11 protein-coding genes are annotated in these 14,020 nt (G+C 73.2%); 8 read left to right on the plus strand and 3 right to left on the minus strand.

Going from position 1 to position 14,020, the window contains the following annotated elements; all coding sequences use genetic code 11:
* A partial coding sequence (locus K6I33_RS20070) for a LamG domain-containing protein (RefSeq protein ID WP_229354506.1) occupies nucleotides 1–595 on the plus strand: 595 nt, incomplete at its 5' end.
* A 24-nt stretch (nucleotides 596–619) separates the two neighbouring features.
* Here K6I33_RS20070 and K6I33_RS20075 read toward each other — a convergent pair.
* A complete protein-coding gene (locus K6I33_RS20075; protein ID WP_229354509.1) occupies nucleotides 620–1,636 on the minus strand; it encodes a bile acid:sodium symporter family protein in 1,017 nt (338 codons plus the stop codon).
* 117 nt (nucleotides 1,637–1,753) lie between these two features.
* Between K6I33_RS20075 and K6I33_RS20080 the strand changes: the two genes are divergently transcribed.
* From K6I33_RS20080 to K6I33_RS20090, 3 genes are all read left to right on the plus strand, one after another.
* Nucleotides 1,754–2,629: a LysR family transcriptional regulator gene (locus tag K6I33_RS20080; RefSeq protein ID WP_229354510.1), complete on the plus strand. Its 876-nt coding sequence runs from the start codon at nucleotides 1,754–1,756 to the stop codon at nucleotides 2,627–2,629.
* A 235-nt stretch (nucleotides 2,630–2,864) separates the two neighbouring features.
* Nucleotides 2,865–4,691 (plus strand): long-chain fatty acid--CoA ligase, encoded by a 1,827-nt coding sequence (locus K6I33_RS20085; protein ID WP_229354512.1) that lies wholly within the window; start codon nucleotides 2,865–2,867, stop codon nucleotides 4,689–4,691.
* 139 nt (nucleotides 4,692–4,830) lie between these two features.
* Nucleotides 4,831–5,673: an aldo/keto reductase gene (locus K6I33_RS20090; protein ID WP_308297237.1), complete on the plus strand. Its 843-nt coding sequence runs from the start codon at nucleotides 4,831–4,833 to the stop codon at nucleotides 5,671–5,673.
* 49 nt (nucleotides 5,674–5,722) lie between these two features.
* Here K6I33_RS20090 and K6I33_RS20095 read toward each other — a convergent pair whose 3' ends face one another.
* Nucleotides 5,723–6,028, minus strand: coding sequence for a 4a-hydroxytetrahydrobiopterin dehydratase (locus K6I33_RS20095; protein ID WP_229354514.1), 306 nt, complete (start codon nucleotides 6,026–6,028; stop codon nucleotides 5,723–5,725).
* A gap of 176 nt (nucleotides 6,029–6,204) precedes the next feature.
* Here K6I33_RS20095 and K6I33_RS20100 point away from each other — a divergent pair, with 176 nt between their 5' ends.
* The 4 genes from K6I33_RS20100 (at nucleotide 6,205) to K6I33_RS20115 (ending at nucleotide 11,794) form a co-directional block, all read left to right on the plus strand.
* Nucleotides 6,205–7,989: an FAD-dependent oxidoreductase gene (locus tag K6I33_RS20100; protein ID WP_229354521.1), complete on the plus strand. Its 1,785-nt coding sequence runs from the start codon at nucleotides 6,205–6,207 to the stop codon at nucleotides 7,987–7,989.
* 104 nt (nucleotides 7,990–8,093) lie between these two features.
* On the plus strand, nucleotides 8,094–9,638 hold the full coding sequence (locus tag K6I33_RS20105) for an alpha/beta fold hydrolase (RefSeq protein ID WP_229354523.1): 1,545 nt from the start codon (nucleotides 8,094–8,096) through the stop codon (nucleotides 9,636–9,638).
* 45 nt (nucleotides 9,639–9,683) lie between these two features.
* On the plus strand, nucleotides 9,684–10,382 hold the full coding sequence (locus K6I33_RS20110) for a response regulator transcription factor (RefSeq protein ID WP_229354538.1): 699 nt from the start codon (nucleotides 9,684–9,686) through the stop codon (nucleotides 10,380–10,382).
* Nucleotides 10,382–11,794, plus strand: a complete 1,413-nt coding sequence (locus K6I33_RS20115; protein WP_229354540.1) for a HAMP domain-containing sensor histidine kinase — start codon at nucleotides 10,382–10,384, stop codon at nucleotides 11,792–11,794. Before K6I33_RS20110 ends, K6I33_RS20115 begins: the two co-directional genes overlap by 1 nt.
* 126 nt (nucleotides 11,795–11,920) lie before the next feature.
* On the opposite strand, the gene K6I33_RS20120 is transcribed toward K6I33_RS20115, so the two are convergent.
* On the minus strand, nucleotides 11,921–14,020 hold a 2,100-nt coding region (locus K6I33_RS20120; protein ID WP_229354547.1), incomplete at its 5' end, for a collagenase.

Genomic DNA, 14,020 nt, shown 5'->3' on the forward strand with positions numbered 1-14,020 from the left:
GCCCTACCGGCCCACGCTGCCGCTGGGCGCCCGGGACTTCACGGCGGCCCTGTGGTTCCGCTACCGGGCGGCGGCGGTCAAGGGCGAGCAGCCCCTGCTGTGGATGGGCGGGGTCGGCGGCGCGCCGCAGGTGGCGCTGCGCGGGGAGCCCGGCACCGGCCGGATCACCGGCCAGGTGACGGCGCTGGCGGCCGGCCCGGGCCCGTCCCGTACGGCGACGGTGCGGTCGGCCGGCGCGTACGGCGACGGGCGCTGGCACCATGTGGCCCTGCGGCGTTCCGGCGGCCGGCTGACCCTGACCGTGGACGGCGCGGCGGTGTCGGTGCCGGACGTCCCGGGATCGGTGAGCCGCAACTCGACGTTCGGGGTGCACCTGGGGCAGAAGCCGGACGCCCGCGCGTTCCTGACGGGGGAGCTGGACGAGGTTCGGGTCTACGGGCGGGCCCTGACCGACGGCGAACTCGCCGCCGTACGCGGGCGCAACGCACCGGTCGCCCGCCGGGACGCGGTGCTCTGGCTGCCGCTGGACCGGATCGACGGCGCCCCGAAGGGGCGCGGGGAACTGCGCGACCAGCCCCCACCGGCCCGCAGGTGACCGGATTGGCTCCGCGCGGAGCACTCAGGCTCCGCCCCCCGCGGAAACGGGTTCCATCGCCGGCTCCGCCGGGTGGGCGACCGGCTGCCGGCCGAAGCGCTTCGCCAGTACCGCGCCCACCATCAGCTGAAGCTGGTGGAAGAGCATCAGCGGCAGCACCGCCAGGCTCGCCTGGGCACCGAAGAGCACGGTGGCCATCGGCAGCCCGCTCGCGAGGCTCTTCTTCGAGCCGGCGAAGGTGATGGCGATCCGGTCCTCGCGGCCGAAGCCGAGCCCCCGGGAGCCGAAGGTGGTGAGGGTCAGCATCACGGCCAGCAGGACGGCCTCGACGCCCACCAGCACCACCAGCCGCCACGGCGACACCTGCTGCCAGACGCCGCGCACCATGCCCGCGCTGAAGGCCACATAGACCACGAGGAGGATGGAGCCCCGGTCGACCAGCCCCAGCACCTGGCGGTGCCGGGTCAGGAAGCCGCCGATCCAGCGGCGCAGCAGTTGCCCGGCCAGGAAGGGCACCAGCAGGCGCAGCACCACCGACAGCAGTGAGTCCAGCGAGGTCCCGGCGCCGCTGCCGCCCAGCAGCAGGGCCGCCAGCAGCGGGGTGAGGACGATGCCGGCGAGGCTGGAGAACGTGCCCGCGCAGATCGCCGCCGCCACATTGCCGCGCGCCAGCGAGGTGAAGGCGATCGACGACTGCACCGTGGAGGGCGTCAGGCACAGGAAGAGCAGCCCGGTGTAGAGCTCCGGGGGCAGGACGTGCGGGACGAGGCCCCGGGCGGCGAGGCCCAGCAGCGGGAAGGCCAGGAACGTACAGGCGAGGACCGTCAGGTGCAGCCGCCAGTGGCGCAGCCCGTCCATCGCCTCCCGGGTGGAGAGTTTGGCGCCGTAGAGGAAGAACAGCAGCGCCACCGCGCCCGTGGAGGCGCCCTCGGCGACGTTCGCGGCCGGGCCGCGCACCGGGAGGAACACCGCGAGCAGCACCGTGCCCAGCAGCGCGGCTATATAGGGGTCGACGGGGAGGCGGGAGAGTAGGCGGCGCATGCGTCCCACCCTGTCCCGCCCCACGGTCATCGGGAACCCCGTACACCACTCTGACTGTTATCACGAATTCCGATAACCTCCGATAACCTCCGATGACCTCCGTTAGCCTCAGGTGTCATGTTCGATCCCGCGCAGTTGCGCACCTTCCTGGCCGTCGCCCAGACCCTGAGCTTCACCCAGGCCGCACGGCGGCTGGGCGTGCGGCAGTCGACGGTCAGCCAGCAGGTGCGGCGGCTGGAGGACGCGGCCGGGCGGCAGTTGTTCTCCCGGGACACCCACAGCGTGCGGCTCACCGAGGACGGCGAGGCGATGCTCGGTTTCGCCCGGACGATCCTGGAGGCCCATGAGCGCGCCGCGCACTGGTTCGCGGGGGCGCGGCCCCGGGGGCGGCTGCGCTTCGGGGCGTCGGAGGACTTCGTGCTGACGCGGCTGCCCGAGCTCCTGGAGGGGTTCCGGCGCCACCATCCCGAGGTGGACCTGGAGCTGACCGTGGACCTGTCCGGGCATCTGATGAAGCGGCTCGCGGCCGGGCGCCTCGATCTCGTCCTGGCCAAGCGGCACCCGGCCGACGAGCCCCTCGGCCGGCTGGTCTGGCGCGACCGGCTCGTGTGGATCGGCGCCGAGGGCGCGCGCCCGGACCCGCGCCGCCCGCTGCCGCTGGTGCTCCTGCCGCCCCCGGCGGTGACCCGGGCCCGGGCCCTGGAGGTGCTGGAGCGGCACGGTCGCGCCTGGCGGGTGACCTGCACCAGCGGCAGTCTCAACGGTCTGGTGGCCGCCGCCCGGGCCGGGCTCGGGGTGATGGCCCACGCCCAGGGGATGATCCCGCCGGGGCTCGTCCGCCTCCCGGCGGGCGCCGGGCTGCCGGATCTCGGCGGGATGGACATCGTCCTGCTGCACGGTGCGGGCGCCCGGCGGGACGGGCCGGTGCGCGACAGCGCGGAGGCCCTCGCGGACGCGATCCTGGCGGCGGGCGACCGGCTGAACGCCGGGTGACCGCCATACCCAGGACACCCATGACACCCGTGACGCCCAGGACACCCACCGCACCCATGACACCCGTGCTCATTTCGCAGAGTTCTTCAAAAGATTCCGTGCAGATCCGGTCATGGCCCGTCCGCAGGCCGAGAAGAGCCCGGCCGGAAGGGTTCGTGCCGCTACGGGGCCGGGTACGGTCACGGCGCTGTGCCACGTCCGCGAGGACTGTGCCGCGTCCGCGAGGAGCGAGAGGTTGCGCGAGTTCACCGTGCCGTCCCTGGTCACGGCACCCCCCGCCGGAGGGCTGGCGGACGTCGTCTTCGACCATGCCGCCGAGGACCCCGGCCGGGCGGCGCTGAGCCGGGCCGAGGGCGGCGTATGGCGGGACGTGACCGCGGCCGACTTCCGGGACGAGGTACTGGCGCTGGCCAAGGGCCTCCTCGCCCAGGGCGTCCGGTTCGGCGACCGGGTGGCCGTCATGTCCCGCACCCGCTACGAGTGGACGCTGTTCGACTTCGCGCTGTGGAGCGTCGGCGCCCAGCCCGTCCCGGTGTATCCCACCTCCTCCCCCGACCAGGTCCTGCGGATGCTGTACGACGCGGAGGTCACCGCCTGCGTCGTCGAGCACGAGGACCACGCGATGACCATCGGCTCCGTCATCGACCGCCTCCCCCGGCTCACCCGTCTCTGGCAGCTGGACGCGGGCGCGGTCGACGAGCTCACCGAGGCCGGGGCCCGTGTCCGTGACGAGGTCGTCCACCGCCACCGGACGGCGCTCACCCCCGGCTCCCCCGCGACGGTCGTCTACACCTCGGGCTCCACGGGCCGCCCCCGGGGCTGCGTCCTCACCCACGGCAACTTCATGGCCGAGAGCGACAACATCCTCCGCCGCTACGAGCGGGTCTTCCGCGCCCGCCCCGGCGAGCAGGCATCCACCCTCCTCTTCCTCCCCCTCGCCCATGTCTTCGCCCGCATGGCGCAGGTCGCCGCGGTCCGGGGCCGGGTCAGGCTGGGCCACCAGCCCCGGCTGACCGCCGCGGCCCTCCTGCCCGGCCTCCAGACGTTCCGCCCGACCTTCGTCCTCGCCGTCCCCCATGTCTTCGAGGGTCTCTTCGCCACCGCCCGGCGCGCCGCCGAGCGCGAGGGCCGGGGCAGACCGTTCGAGAAGGCCGTCGACGTCGCGGTGCGCTACGCGCGGGCCCTGGAGGACCGGGCCTTCGGCACCGGGCCGGGCCCCGGCACCGCGCTCCGCGTCCAGCACCAGGTCTTCGACAAGCTCGTCTACGCCAGGCTGCGCGAGGAGCTCGGCGGCCGGGTGCGGTACGCGATGTCGGGCGGCTCCGGGCTGGAGCGGCGCCTGGGGCTGTTCTTCGCCGGGGCCGGGGTGACCGTCCTGGAGGGCTACGGGCTGACGGAGACCACCGGCGCCGCCGTCGCCAACCCTCCCGAGCGGACCCGCTTCGGCACCGTCGGCCGGCCCGTGCCCGGCACGAGCGTGCGGATCGCCGACGACGGCGAGGTGCTGCTCCGCGGCGACCAGGTGTTCTCGGGCTATCTGGGGGACGAGCGCGCCACCGGCGCCGTGCTCCGGGACGGCTGGCTGGCCACCGGCGACCTGGGCGCGCTGGACGAGCACGGCTATCTGACGATCACCGGCCGGAAGAAGGAGATCCTGGTGACCTCCGGGGGCGGGAACGTCGCGCCCCTCGCCCTGGAGGAGCGGGTGCGCGCCCACCCGCTGGTCGCCCAGTGCGTCGTGGTCGGCAACGACCGCCCGTACGTCGGCGCGCTCGTCACCCTGGACCGAGAGGGGGTGACGCACTGGCTCGCCATGCGGGAGCTGCCCCGGCCCACCAGCCTGGCCGAACTGGTGCACGATCCCGAGCTGGAGGCCGAGATCCGGCGGGCCGTGGTGGCCGCCAACACCCTCGTCTCGCACGCCGAGTCCATCCGCGCCTTCCGGATCCTGCCCGGCCTCTTCACCGAGGAGCAGGGGCTGCTGACGCCGACCCGCAAGCTGCGGCGCAAGGCCATAGAGAAGGCCTACGCCGACGAGGTGGAGGCGCTCTACTCCGCCTGACGCCCATCCGGAACACCCCTCCGGAGCACCCGTACGGAGCACCCGTCCGGGGGACATGGTGGCGGAAGCGGGAATGCGGTGACCGATGTTCCGGTTGACCCTGGAGCAAGTGCATTCGCGAACGTAAGGATCGACTGCTGTGAGCAAGGTCCCCACCATCACCCTGAACAACGGCGTCGAGATGCCCCAGCTGGGCTTCGGCGTGTGGCAGGTCGCCGACGACGAGGCGACCGCCGCCGTCTCGACCGCCCTCGAAGCGGGGTACCGCAGCATCGACACCGCCGCCATCTACGAGAACGAGACGGGGACCGGCAAGGCGCTCGCCGCCTCGGGCATCGCCCGTGACGAGCTGTTCGTCACCACCAAGCTGTGGAACAGCGCGAACGAGACGTGGACGCGCGACAACGTGCTCCGGGAATTCGACGCCTCCCTGGCCAAGCTGGGCCTCGACTACGTCGACCTGTACCTCATCCACTGGCCCCGGGCCATGCGCGAGGACTACGTGACGATCTGGCGCGCCTTCGCGGAGATCGCCGGGAGCGGCCGCGCCAAGGCGGTCGGCGTGTCCAACTTCCACGCGCCCCAGCTCGAGCGCGTGATCGCCGAGACCTCCCTGGTCCCGGCCGTCAACCAGGTCGAGCTCCACCCCGACTTCGCGCAGACCGAGCTGCGTGCCGTGCACGCGCGCCACGGCATCGTCACCGAGGCCTGGTCCCCGCTGGGCCAGGGCCGTGGCCTGCTGGAGGAGCCGGTCCTCGCCCGCATCGGCGCGAAGCACGGCAAGTCGGCCGCCCAGGTCGTCCTGCGCTGGCACCTCCAGGTGGGCAACGTCGTCATCCCGAAGTCGGTGACGCCGTCCCGCATCCGGGAGAACTTCGACGTCTTCGGCTTCGAGCTGGACGCCGACGACCTCGCGGCGATCGCCGGCCTCGACGCCGGCAACCGGCTCGGCCCCAACCCGGACGAGTTCGACTGGAGCTGATCCACCACCCGGTCCCGCGTGGGCGCACGAGCCCACGCGGGACCGGCCGTCAGCGCGCCCCGTGCCCCGGGGCGACCGCCTCGATCCTGCGGGCCAGCTCCACGTCCAGCCCGGTGACCTTGCCGCCCACGCTGTGGGTGTTCACGGCGAGGCTCACCGTGTTGTAGCCGAGGGTCAGATCGGAGTGGTGGTTCAACTCCTCCTGGATCTGGGCGATGTGGACGACCATCGCCGCCGCCTGGAAGTGCCCGTCGAAGGTGTAGCGGCGAGTGATCCGGTCGCCGTCCGTGGACCAGCCGGGGAGCTCCTGGAGGCGCTCCTCCACGTCCTTCTGCGAGAGCGGTTCGACTGCCATCGCACATCCCTTCGTTCTCGTCGTCCCACCAGCGTCCCACGAGGCGGCAGCGCTTTCACGCCAATGTGCGGCGGATGGCACGGACGCGTCGACGGCGCCCTTCCGGGGCCAGGGGGACCCTCTTATGCTCCTGCGCCGGACATGACACGTTTACCGGGGTGGCAGGGGGCGGCGGCATGACGGATCGCACACGCAGAGGGTTCATCGGCGGCGCGGCGGCCGTCACGGCGACGGCGGCGCTCGCCGGGACGGCCCACGCCGCGCCCCGGCCGGTCACCGGAACCGTCCGCAAAGGGAGCGCCGGGCGGCGCGTCGCCGTCCTGGGCGGCGGTGTCGCCGGGCTCACGGCCGCGCACGAACTGGCCGAGCGCGGCTTCGAGGTGACGGTGTACGAGCGCAAGTCCGCGCTCGGCGGCAAGGCGCGCAGCATGGACGTGCCCGGCAGTGGGAAGGGCGGCCGCAAGGCCCTGCCCGGCGAGCACGGCTTCCGCTTCATCCCGGGTTTCTACCGCAATCTCCCCGACACTCTTCGCCGTATCCCCTTCCCCGGCAACGCCAACGGCTGCCACGACAATCTCGTGCCCTCCAGCGAGGTCATGCTGGCCCGCATGGGCGGCCGTGAGGACATCCGCATCCCGTTCGCCACCCTCGGCACGCTTCCCCCGGTCCTCACCCCGGACGCGCTGCTGCGGGCGCTGACGGCCTACTGCGAGACGTTCTCCCGGCTGCGGGCCCATGAGATCGCGTACTTCGCGAACCGGCTGCTGGTCTGGTTCACCAGCAGCGAGCGCCGCCGGCTGGAGTCCTGGGAGCGCGTCCCGTGGCTGGACTTCACCGGGGCCGCGCGGATGTCGGCCGACTACCGGCAGCTGCTGGCCATCGGCATCACCCGCAACATCGTCGCGACCAAGGCCGAGGTCGCCAGCACCCGGACCGTCGCGACCTGCGTCGAGGCGTTCCTCTACAACGCGCTGGGCCGGGGCGCCGACGGCGAGCCCGACCGGGTTCTCGACGCGCCCACCAACGAGGCGTGGATCGACCCGTGGACCACCCATCTGCGCTCGCTGGGCGTCGTGTTCCACACCGGCTGGGCCGTGCGGGAACTGCGGCTGGAGGGCGGGCGGATCGCCGAGGCCGTCCTCGAGGACGCGGGCGGCGCCCAGCGGTCGGTGACCGCCGACCACTTCGTCTCCGCGATGCCGGTCGAGCACGCCCGGCGGACCTGGAACGAGCAGGTCCGGGCGGCCGACCCCCGGCTGGCGCGCTGCGACCGGCTCAAGACTGACTGGATGACGGGCATCCAGTTCTATCTCACCGAACCCACCCCGATCATCCACGGCCACATCAACCACATCGACACACCCTGGTCGATCACATCCGTCAGCCAGGCCCAGTACTGGCGCGGCCGGGACTTCCGGGCCGACTACGGCGACGGCACGGTCGCGGACTGCCTCTCCGTGGACGTCTCCGAATGGGACCGGCCCGGCATCCTCTACGGCAAGCCCGCCAAGCGCTGCACCCGCGAGGAGGTCGCCCGCGAGGTCTGGGCCCAGATGAAGGCCGGGCTCAACGACACCGGGCGCGCGGTGCTGCGCGACGCGACGCTCCACTCGTGGTTCCTGGACCCGGCCGTGGAGCTGGACGGCACCCGCGCGAGCAACGACGAGCAGCTCTTCATCCACCCCACCGGCACCTGGTACGACCGCCCCGAGGCCCGCACCGCCATCCCCAATCTCTTCCTCGCCGGGGACTATGTGGCCGTCGACATCGACCTGGCCACCATGGAGGGCGCCAACGCCGCCGCGCGCACCGCCGTCAACGCCCTCCTCGACGAGACCGGATCCCGCGCCGAGCGCTGTTCCGTCACCCCTCTCTACCGGGCGCCGGAGCTGGAGCCGCTGCGGCGGCAGGACGAGTTCCGCCACCGGCTGGGCCTGCGCAACCTCTTCGACCTCGGCTAGGAACTCCGCTTCTTCTTACACGCTTTTGTCGTCGCTCTGCCGTGCCTGCGAAACGCGCCCGGCAACGTGGTACCCGTCCTGAGCAACACGCAGAGGAGTGGGCAATGACGTACAAGAGCACGGCCCGGCGCGCGGGTCTGGCGGTGGGCGTGACGGCGGTGCTGGCCTCGGTGCTGCCGGCAGCGACCGCCACCGCCACCGCGCCCGTGAGCGGCCGCGCCGCCGTGGCGGCACCCGGCTGGTGCCCGTCCGTGGGCGGTCACCGGGTCGACTGCGGCGGGGTGGACCGTCCGCTCGTCGCGGGGAAGCCGGAGCTCGGCACGGTCGCGGTGAGTTACGCGGTCGTCCGCCACAGCGCGCCCGGCCCCGCCAGGGGCACCGTCGCCGTCAACCCGGGCGGTCCGGGCGAGACCGCGATCGACAAGGCCGAGGAGTTCGCCTGGGGCCTGGAGGACCTGCTCGAGGACCACGACCTGCTGCTCGTCGACCCGCGCGGCACCGGCAGGTCGCAGCCGGTCCCGTGCGGGGTCACCGACGCCGAGTACCGCTTCGGGACCCGGGCACAGCAGCGGGCCGCCGTCGAACGGTGCGCCCGGAACCTCGGGCCGAAGGCCGCCGGTTACACCTCGGCGGCCACCGCCGACGACATCGACGCGATCCGCGACCGTCTCGGCGTACCGCGACTCAGCCTGTACGGGCTGTCCTACGGCACCTATCTGATGCCGGTGTACGCCTCCCGCCACCCCGAGCGCGTGCGCAACATCGTGCTGTCCGGCGCCTACCCCCTCGCGCTCGACCCGCTGGCGCGGCCCAGCGCCCAGGCGGTCCCGTCGAACCTGCGCCGGGTGTGCGAGCGCGGCGTCCCCGTCGCGTGCGACGGCGAGCAGGCCGTGAAGGACCTCGCCACCACGGCCGCGCGGCTGCGGACCGAGCCCCTGACCGTGCCGGTCACCACCGGTCACGGTGTGTACGAGAAGCGGTTCACCGAGGACAAGCTCGCCAGCCTGGCGTTCGAGGCGGCCAGCAGCCGGGTCGGCCTCGAACCGGACAAGCCCTCGCTGCTCGGACGACTCCCCCACGCCCTCCACCGTTTCGTCAAGGGCGACGCCGGGCCGTTGCGGAAGCTGGTCCAGGAGGAGGGGAGCACGGGCAGCACGGTGGACCAGGCGCCGTACATCGCGGTCACCTGCAACGACTACCGCAAGGCCTGGTCGAAGGACGCGCCGCTGCCGGCGCGGTGGCGCCAGTACGAGGCGGCGCTGGCCGCCGTACGCCCCGGTGAGCACGGGGCGTTCAGCGCCAGGGGCTTCACCGAGGGCACCACGGACGCCGGTGACGTGTGCATCGGCTGGCCGCGCGAGAACACCCCCGGTCCACAGCCCACGAAGCCCGCGCTGCCCGACGTCCCCGTCCTCGTGCTCTCCGGCGACCTCGACGCCAACACGCCCGACGCGAGCGGGAAGAAGGCCGCGGAACAGTTCCGCCACAGCCGGTTCCTCTCGGTCCGCAACATGGGGCACGTGCCCGAGCTGGAGACGGGCCGCTGCGTCACCGGGGTCTCCTCGCGCTTCGTCCGCACCGGCGAGCCGGGCGACACCTCCTGTCTGCGCGCCCTCCCGCCGATCGCCGTCACCCCGGTCCACGGCTGACGGGCCGGTGCCGTGACCGCGTCCACCGCCCATGAAGATGATCACATGACCGATGAAACGGGGCACCGCCGGACGGTGCTGGTCGTCGAGGACGACCCGGGAGTGCGCAGCACCCTGGACCAGTTGCTGCGCTTCGAGGGCTACCGGGTGCTCCTGGCCCCCGACGGCCTGGCGGCCCTCGGCCTCCTGGAACAGGAGCGGCCCGATCTGGCGGTGGTGGACGTGGTCATGCCGGGCCTCGACGGCCTCGGCCTGTGCCGGATGCTGCGCAGGCGCGGCGACCGGCTGCCCGTCCTGGTCCTGACGGCCCGTCACGAGGTCGGCGACCGGGTCGCGGGGCTCGACGCGGGCGCCGACGACTACCTGGCCAAGCCGTTCGCCACCGAGGAGTTGTTCGCCCGTATCCGCGCGCTGTTGCGGCGCACCGAACCGGCGGAGGACAGCGGGGTCCTGACGGTCGCGGACCTCGCGCTGGACCCCTCGTCCCGGCGGGCGTTCCGCGGGGAACGGGAACTGGACCTGACGAAGACCGAGTTCGACGTGCTGGAGCTGCTGCTGTCCCACGCGGGCGCGGTCCTGGGCCGGTCGCAGATGTACGAGCGCATCTGGGGCTTCGACTTCGACACCACCTCCCGCTCCCTCGACGTCTACATCGGCTATCTGCGCCAGAAGACCGAGCAGGGTGGCGAGCCCCGGCTGATCCACACCGTCCGCAACGTCGGCTACACGATCCGGCCCGTGTGATGCTCCGTACGAGGATCACCGCCGTCGTCGCCGCGGCCGCCGCGCTCGCCATGTGCCTCGCCGCCTTCATGTCGTACCGGGGCGTGAGCGCCCTGGTCGCCGACGAGCTGGAGCGGGGCCTCGACGACCGTGCGAACACGGTCGTCGCCCTCCTCGCCGCCGGGCTGACACCGCCCGCCCGGCCGGACATGATCGAGCAGGTCGTGTCCGCCGAAGGTGCGGTACGGCCGCTGGCGCCCGGCCGCGAGGCCCTGCCCCTCTCGCCGGAGGCGCTGCGCGTGGCCCGGACGGGGAAGGGGGCCGGCCGCGAGGACGTCGTCGTCTCCGGCACCGAGTACGGCACCCTGACCAGGCCCCTGCCCGGCGGCGGGGCGGTCATGGTCGGCCAGAGCTACGAGGGCGCCACGCGCGTCGACGACCAGTTCCTGTGGCGGATCTCCTGGACCACCGCGGCCGCCGTCGGCTTCGCGGCGCTCCTCGGCTGGCTCGTGCTGGGGCGGATCCTGCGGCCGGTCCGCCGGCTGGCCGCCACCACCCAGCGCATCACCACCACGCAGGACCTCGCCACACCGCTGCCGCCCGCCGGTTCGGACGAGATCGGCCAGCTGACGCGCAGCTTCGAGCACATGCTCGCCGCGCTGCGCCGCTCCCGCGCCCAGCAGCAGCGCCTGGTCCAGGACGCCAGCCATGAGCTGCGCACGCCGCTCACCTCGGTGCGCGGCAGCGCCGAGCTCCTCCAGCGGGGGCGCGGCAGGCTCGCGCCCGAGGACGAGGAGCAGATCCTCACCACCCTGGTCACCGAGACCGCCGCCCTCGACGCCCTGGTGCGCGAGCTCGTCGAGCTGGCCACCGACCGCCGTACGGAGGAGGAGCCCGAGGCCGTCGACCTGGCCGTCGTCGCGGAGGACGGGGCGCGGCGCTGCCGGCAGCGGACCGGGCGCGTCGTCCTCGTCGTGGAGGACGGGACGGACCCGCCGGTGCCGGTGCTCGCCCGGCCGCGCGCGCTCCAGCGGTGCGTCGACAACCTGCTGAGCAACGCGGTGAAGTTCAGCCCCGAGGGCTCGCCGGTCGCCGTGCGCGTCGGCGGGGGCAGGCTGGCCGTGCGGGACCGGGGGCCGGGCATCGCGCCCGGCGAGGAGCAGGCCGTCTTCGACCGCTTCTACCGCGGCCCCCGGACCCAGGCGACGCCCGGCTCCGGCCTCGGTCTGGCCATCGTGCACGACATCGTCACGGCCGACGCCGGGACCGTCTTCGCGACCACGGCGGACGGCGGCGGCGCGGAGGTCGGCTTCGTCCTGCCGCCCCTTGGCCGGGACGGGCCGAACGGCCGGGCGGTACGGAGGCGTTCGTGGCGGGCCGGTCGGGTCAAGACGACTGCCGATGCCCTCCGCGAGGGCGCTCCCGGCGTATGACGCGCGGTCTCCCGGACCCGAGTGCGCGGGTCCGGGAGACCGTCTGTGCTCACCTTGCCCCAGGAGGGGCCGGGTCCGCGATGACCTCGGAGGTCATGGGCGCGTCGGCCGGAGCCGGAGCGGTGCTCAGGGCCGCAGCGGGCCCTCGCAGGTGAAGTCCGCCGAGCCCGCCCTGCCGTCGGACCAGATGTCGACGGTCCCGAAGGAGCAGTTCATGTCGGCGAGGTTGTTGGCGGCGGGGGCCGCGCGGCCGAGGATGAAGTAGTCCACGGTGCCGGACATGTCGCTGAAGACCCGGTCGGGGCTGCCGGAGTCCGAGAGGTTGGCGGTGATCCGGCCCGTGCAGGTGAAGCGCGGCTTGCCGGTGGTGTCGCCGATCCCGGCGCAGTTCGACGGGGTGATGCCGGTGGCGCTCGCGAAGGCCGCGCCGACCCGGTCGGCGGCGGCGTGGGTCAGCGAGCCCACGGGGGTGTAGTGGGTGTCGGGGACGTAGAGGTGGTCGACGTCGCGGATCTGCTCGTCGAGGAAGGCGTCGTACTCGCGCTGGATCGTGGCGTCCTTGCCCATGCGGGTGCGCCAGGCGTCGAAGCCCTTGGGGTCGTCGGCGCGCTCGTATCCGTACATCTCCCGCAGCAGTGCGGGGTGTTCGCGCCACAGGAACTCGAAGAACGTGCCCGCGTAGTTGTAGAAGCGGAAGCCGTCGCCGTCGTAGGTGGCGTGCAGGAACCGGTCGACGCTCATCCGGGGCTTTCCGCCGGCGGTGTCGGCGATGATGCCCTTGACCAGGGACTTGCGGACCTTGATGCCCTCGTCGCGGGTGGCGCCGTCGAAGAACTCGGCCGTGCCCTCGTCCATGGCGGTGGTCAGGTCGCCCTGGTACCAGGGGCCTTCGCCGAACATGCCGGGGACGGCCCAGCGGCCGTTGAGGTAGTGGGTGTACTCGTGGCGGAAGAGCTCCTCGAGGGTGAGACTGGAGTCCTGGGGGACGCGGCGCTGGTAGGTGTAGAAGGTGGCGCCCTGTTCGATGTAGACGCCGCCGTTGTTGGTGCCCATGCCGGTCAGGAGGGGGTGGAGCACCTCGTAGTCGGCGCGTGAGGCGTAGAGGTGGATGTGGAGGGTGGCGTTGGGGTCGCCGGCGAGTGGCGCGTCGGTGCCGAGCACCCGGAAGAACTGGGCCTTGACCTGCTTGCTCGCGTAGTAGAGCTGGTCGACGGTGGCCTGGTCGAGGGCGGTGCGGACCTCGATGCCGCCCTTGTCGTAGCCGTAGGTGCGGGGGAAGACCCGGGCCTCGATCTGGGGCTTGCAGACGTTGTAGGGCGCGCACGCCTCATAGGTGTTGAGCCAGGAGGCGAGGGAGGCCCAGGGGGCGCTGAGGTCGCCGAAGTCGGTCTCGACGGTCCTGAGCAGCGCGCCGAGGTCGGTGGTGATCGCGGGGCGCAGGCCGTCGATCTGGCCGAAGCGCCCGTATTCGCTCAGGGCGTCGCGGACGGTCCAGGCGTTGGCCGTGCCCTTGAGGTGGGTGTGGCCGGAGAAGGCGCGGAAGGCGGCGCGGTAGCCGGGGTCGGCGGCGACGGCCTGATGGAAGGCGGTGTCCTTGTTGCCGGGGTAGACGCCGAGGTAGTTGACGGTGAGGGCGGCGAGGGCGGCGCCGCCCCAGGACGCGTCGCCGGCGGTGGTCCGGCCGGGGCCCATGGTGGCCAGCACCTTGGGGACGAGGCCGAGTTGGTGCTGCCGCAGGCCGGGCGCGCTGCCGGCGGTGAGGGCCTCGCGGAGGGTCTCGGCGTTCTGCCGGGTGGGGTCGAAGGTATGGGCGGCGGTGCCGTACGCGTCGGTGGCGCGGCGCATGGCGTCGACGGTCGCGGGGTCGGTGAGGTCGATCTCGTCGTGCGAGAAGTCGTGGTAGACGGCCGCGTGGAGGTAGGTGAAGAGCTCCAGGAGGTGGCTCGCGTCGTCCCCGGTGTGGCGGGGGGCGAGGTCGGCGGCGCGCCGGGCGACGGCCTGGACGTGGGCGCGGGAGAGGACGGGGACGAGGCGGGCGTCCCAGGTCCAGATCAGGCCGCGCAGACAGCCGTCCGCGGTGACGGCGGGGGCGGTGAGGAAGTCGGCGAGCTGGTCGGGGCCCAGCCGGGTGATGCCGTCGAGGGCGCAGGGGACGGAGCCGCGCAGGGCCGGGCCGCCGGTGGGTCTGCCGGGTCTGCCGGCTCCGCCTCGCGCGAGGTCGCCGGG

The organism is Streptomyces sp. UNOB3_S3 (assembly GCF_020740895.1).
Lineage (GTDB): Bacteria > Actinomycetota > Actinomycetes > Streptomycetales > Streptomycetaceae > Streptomyces.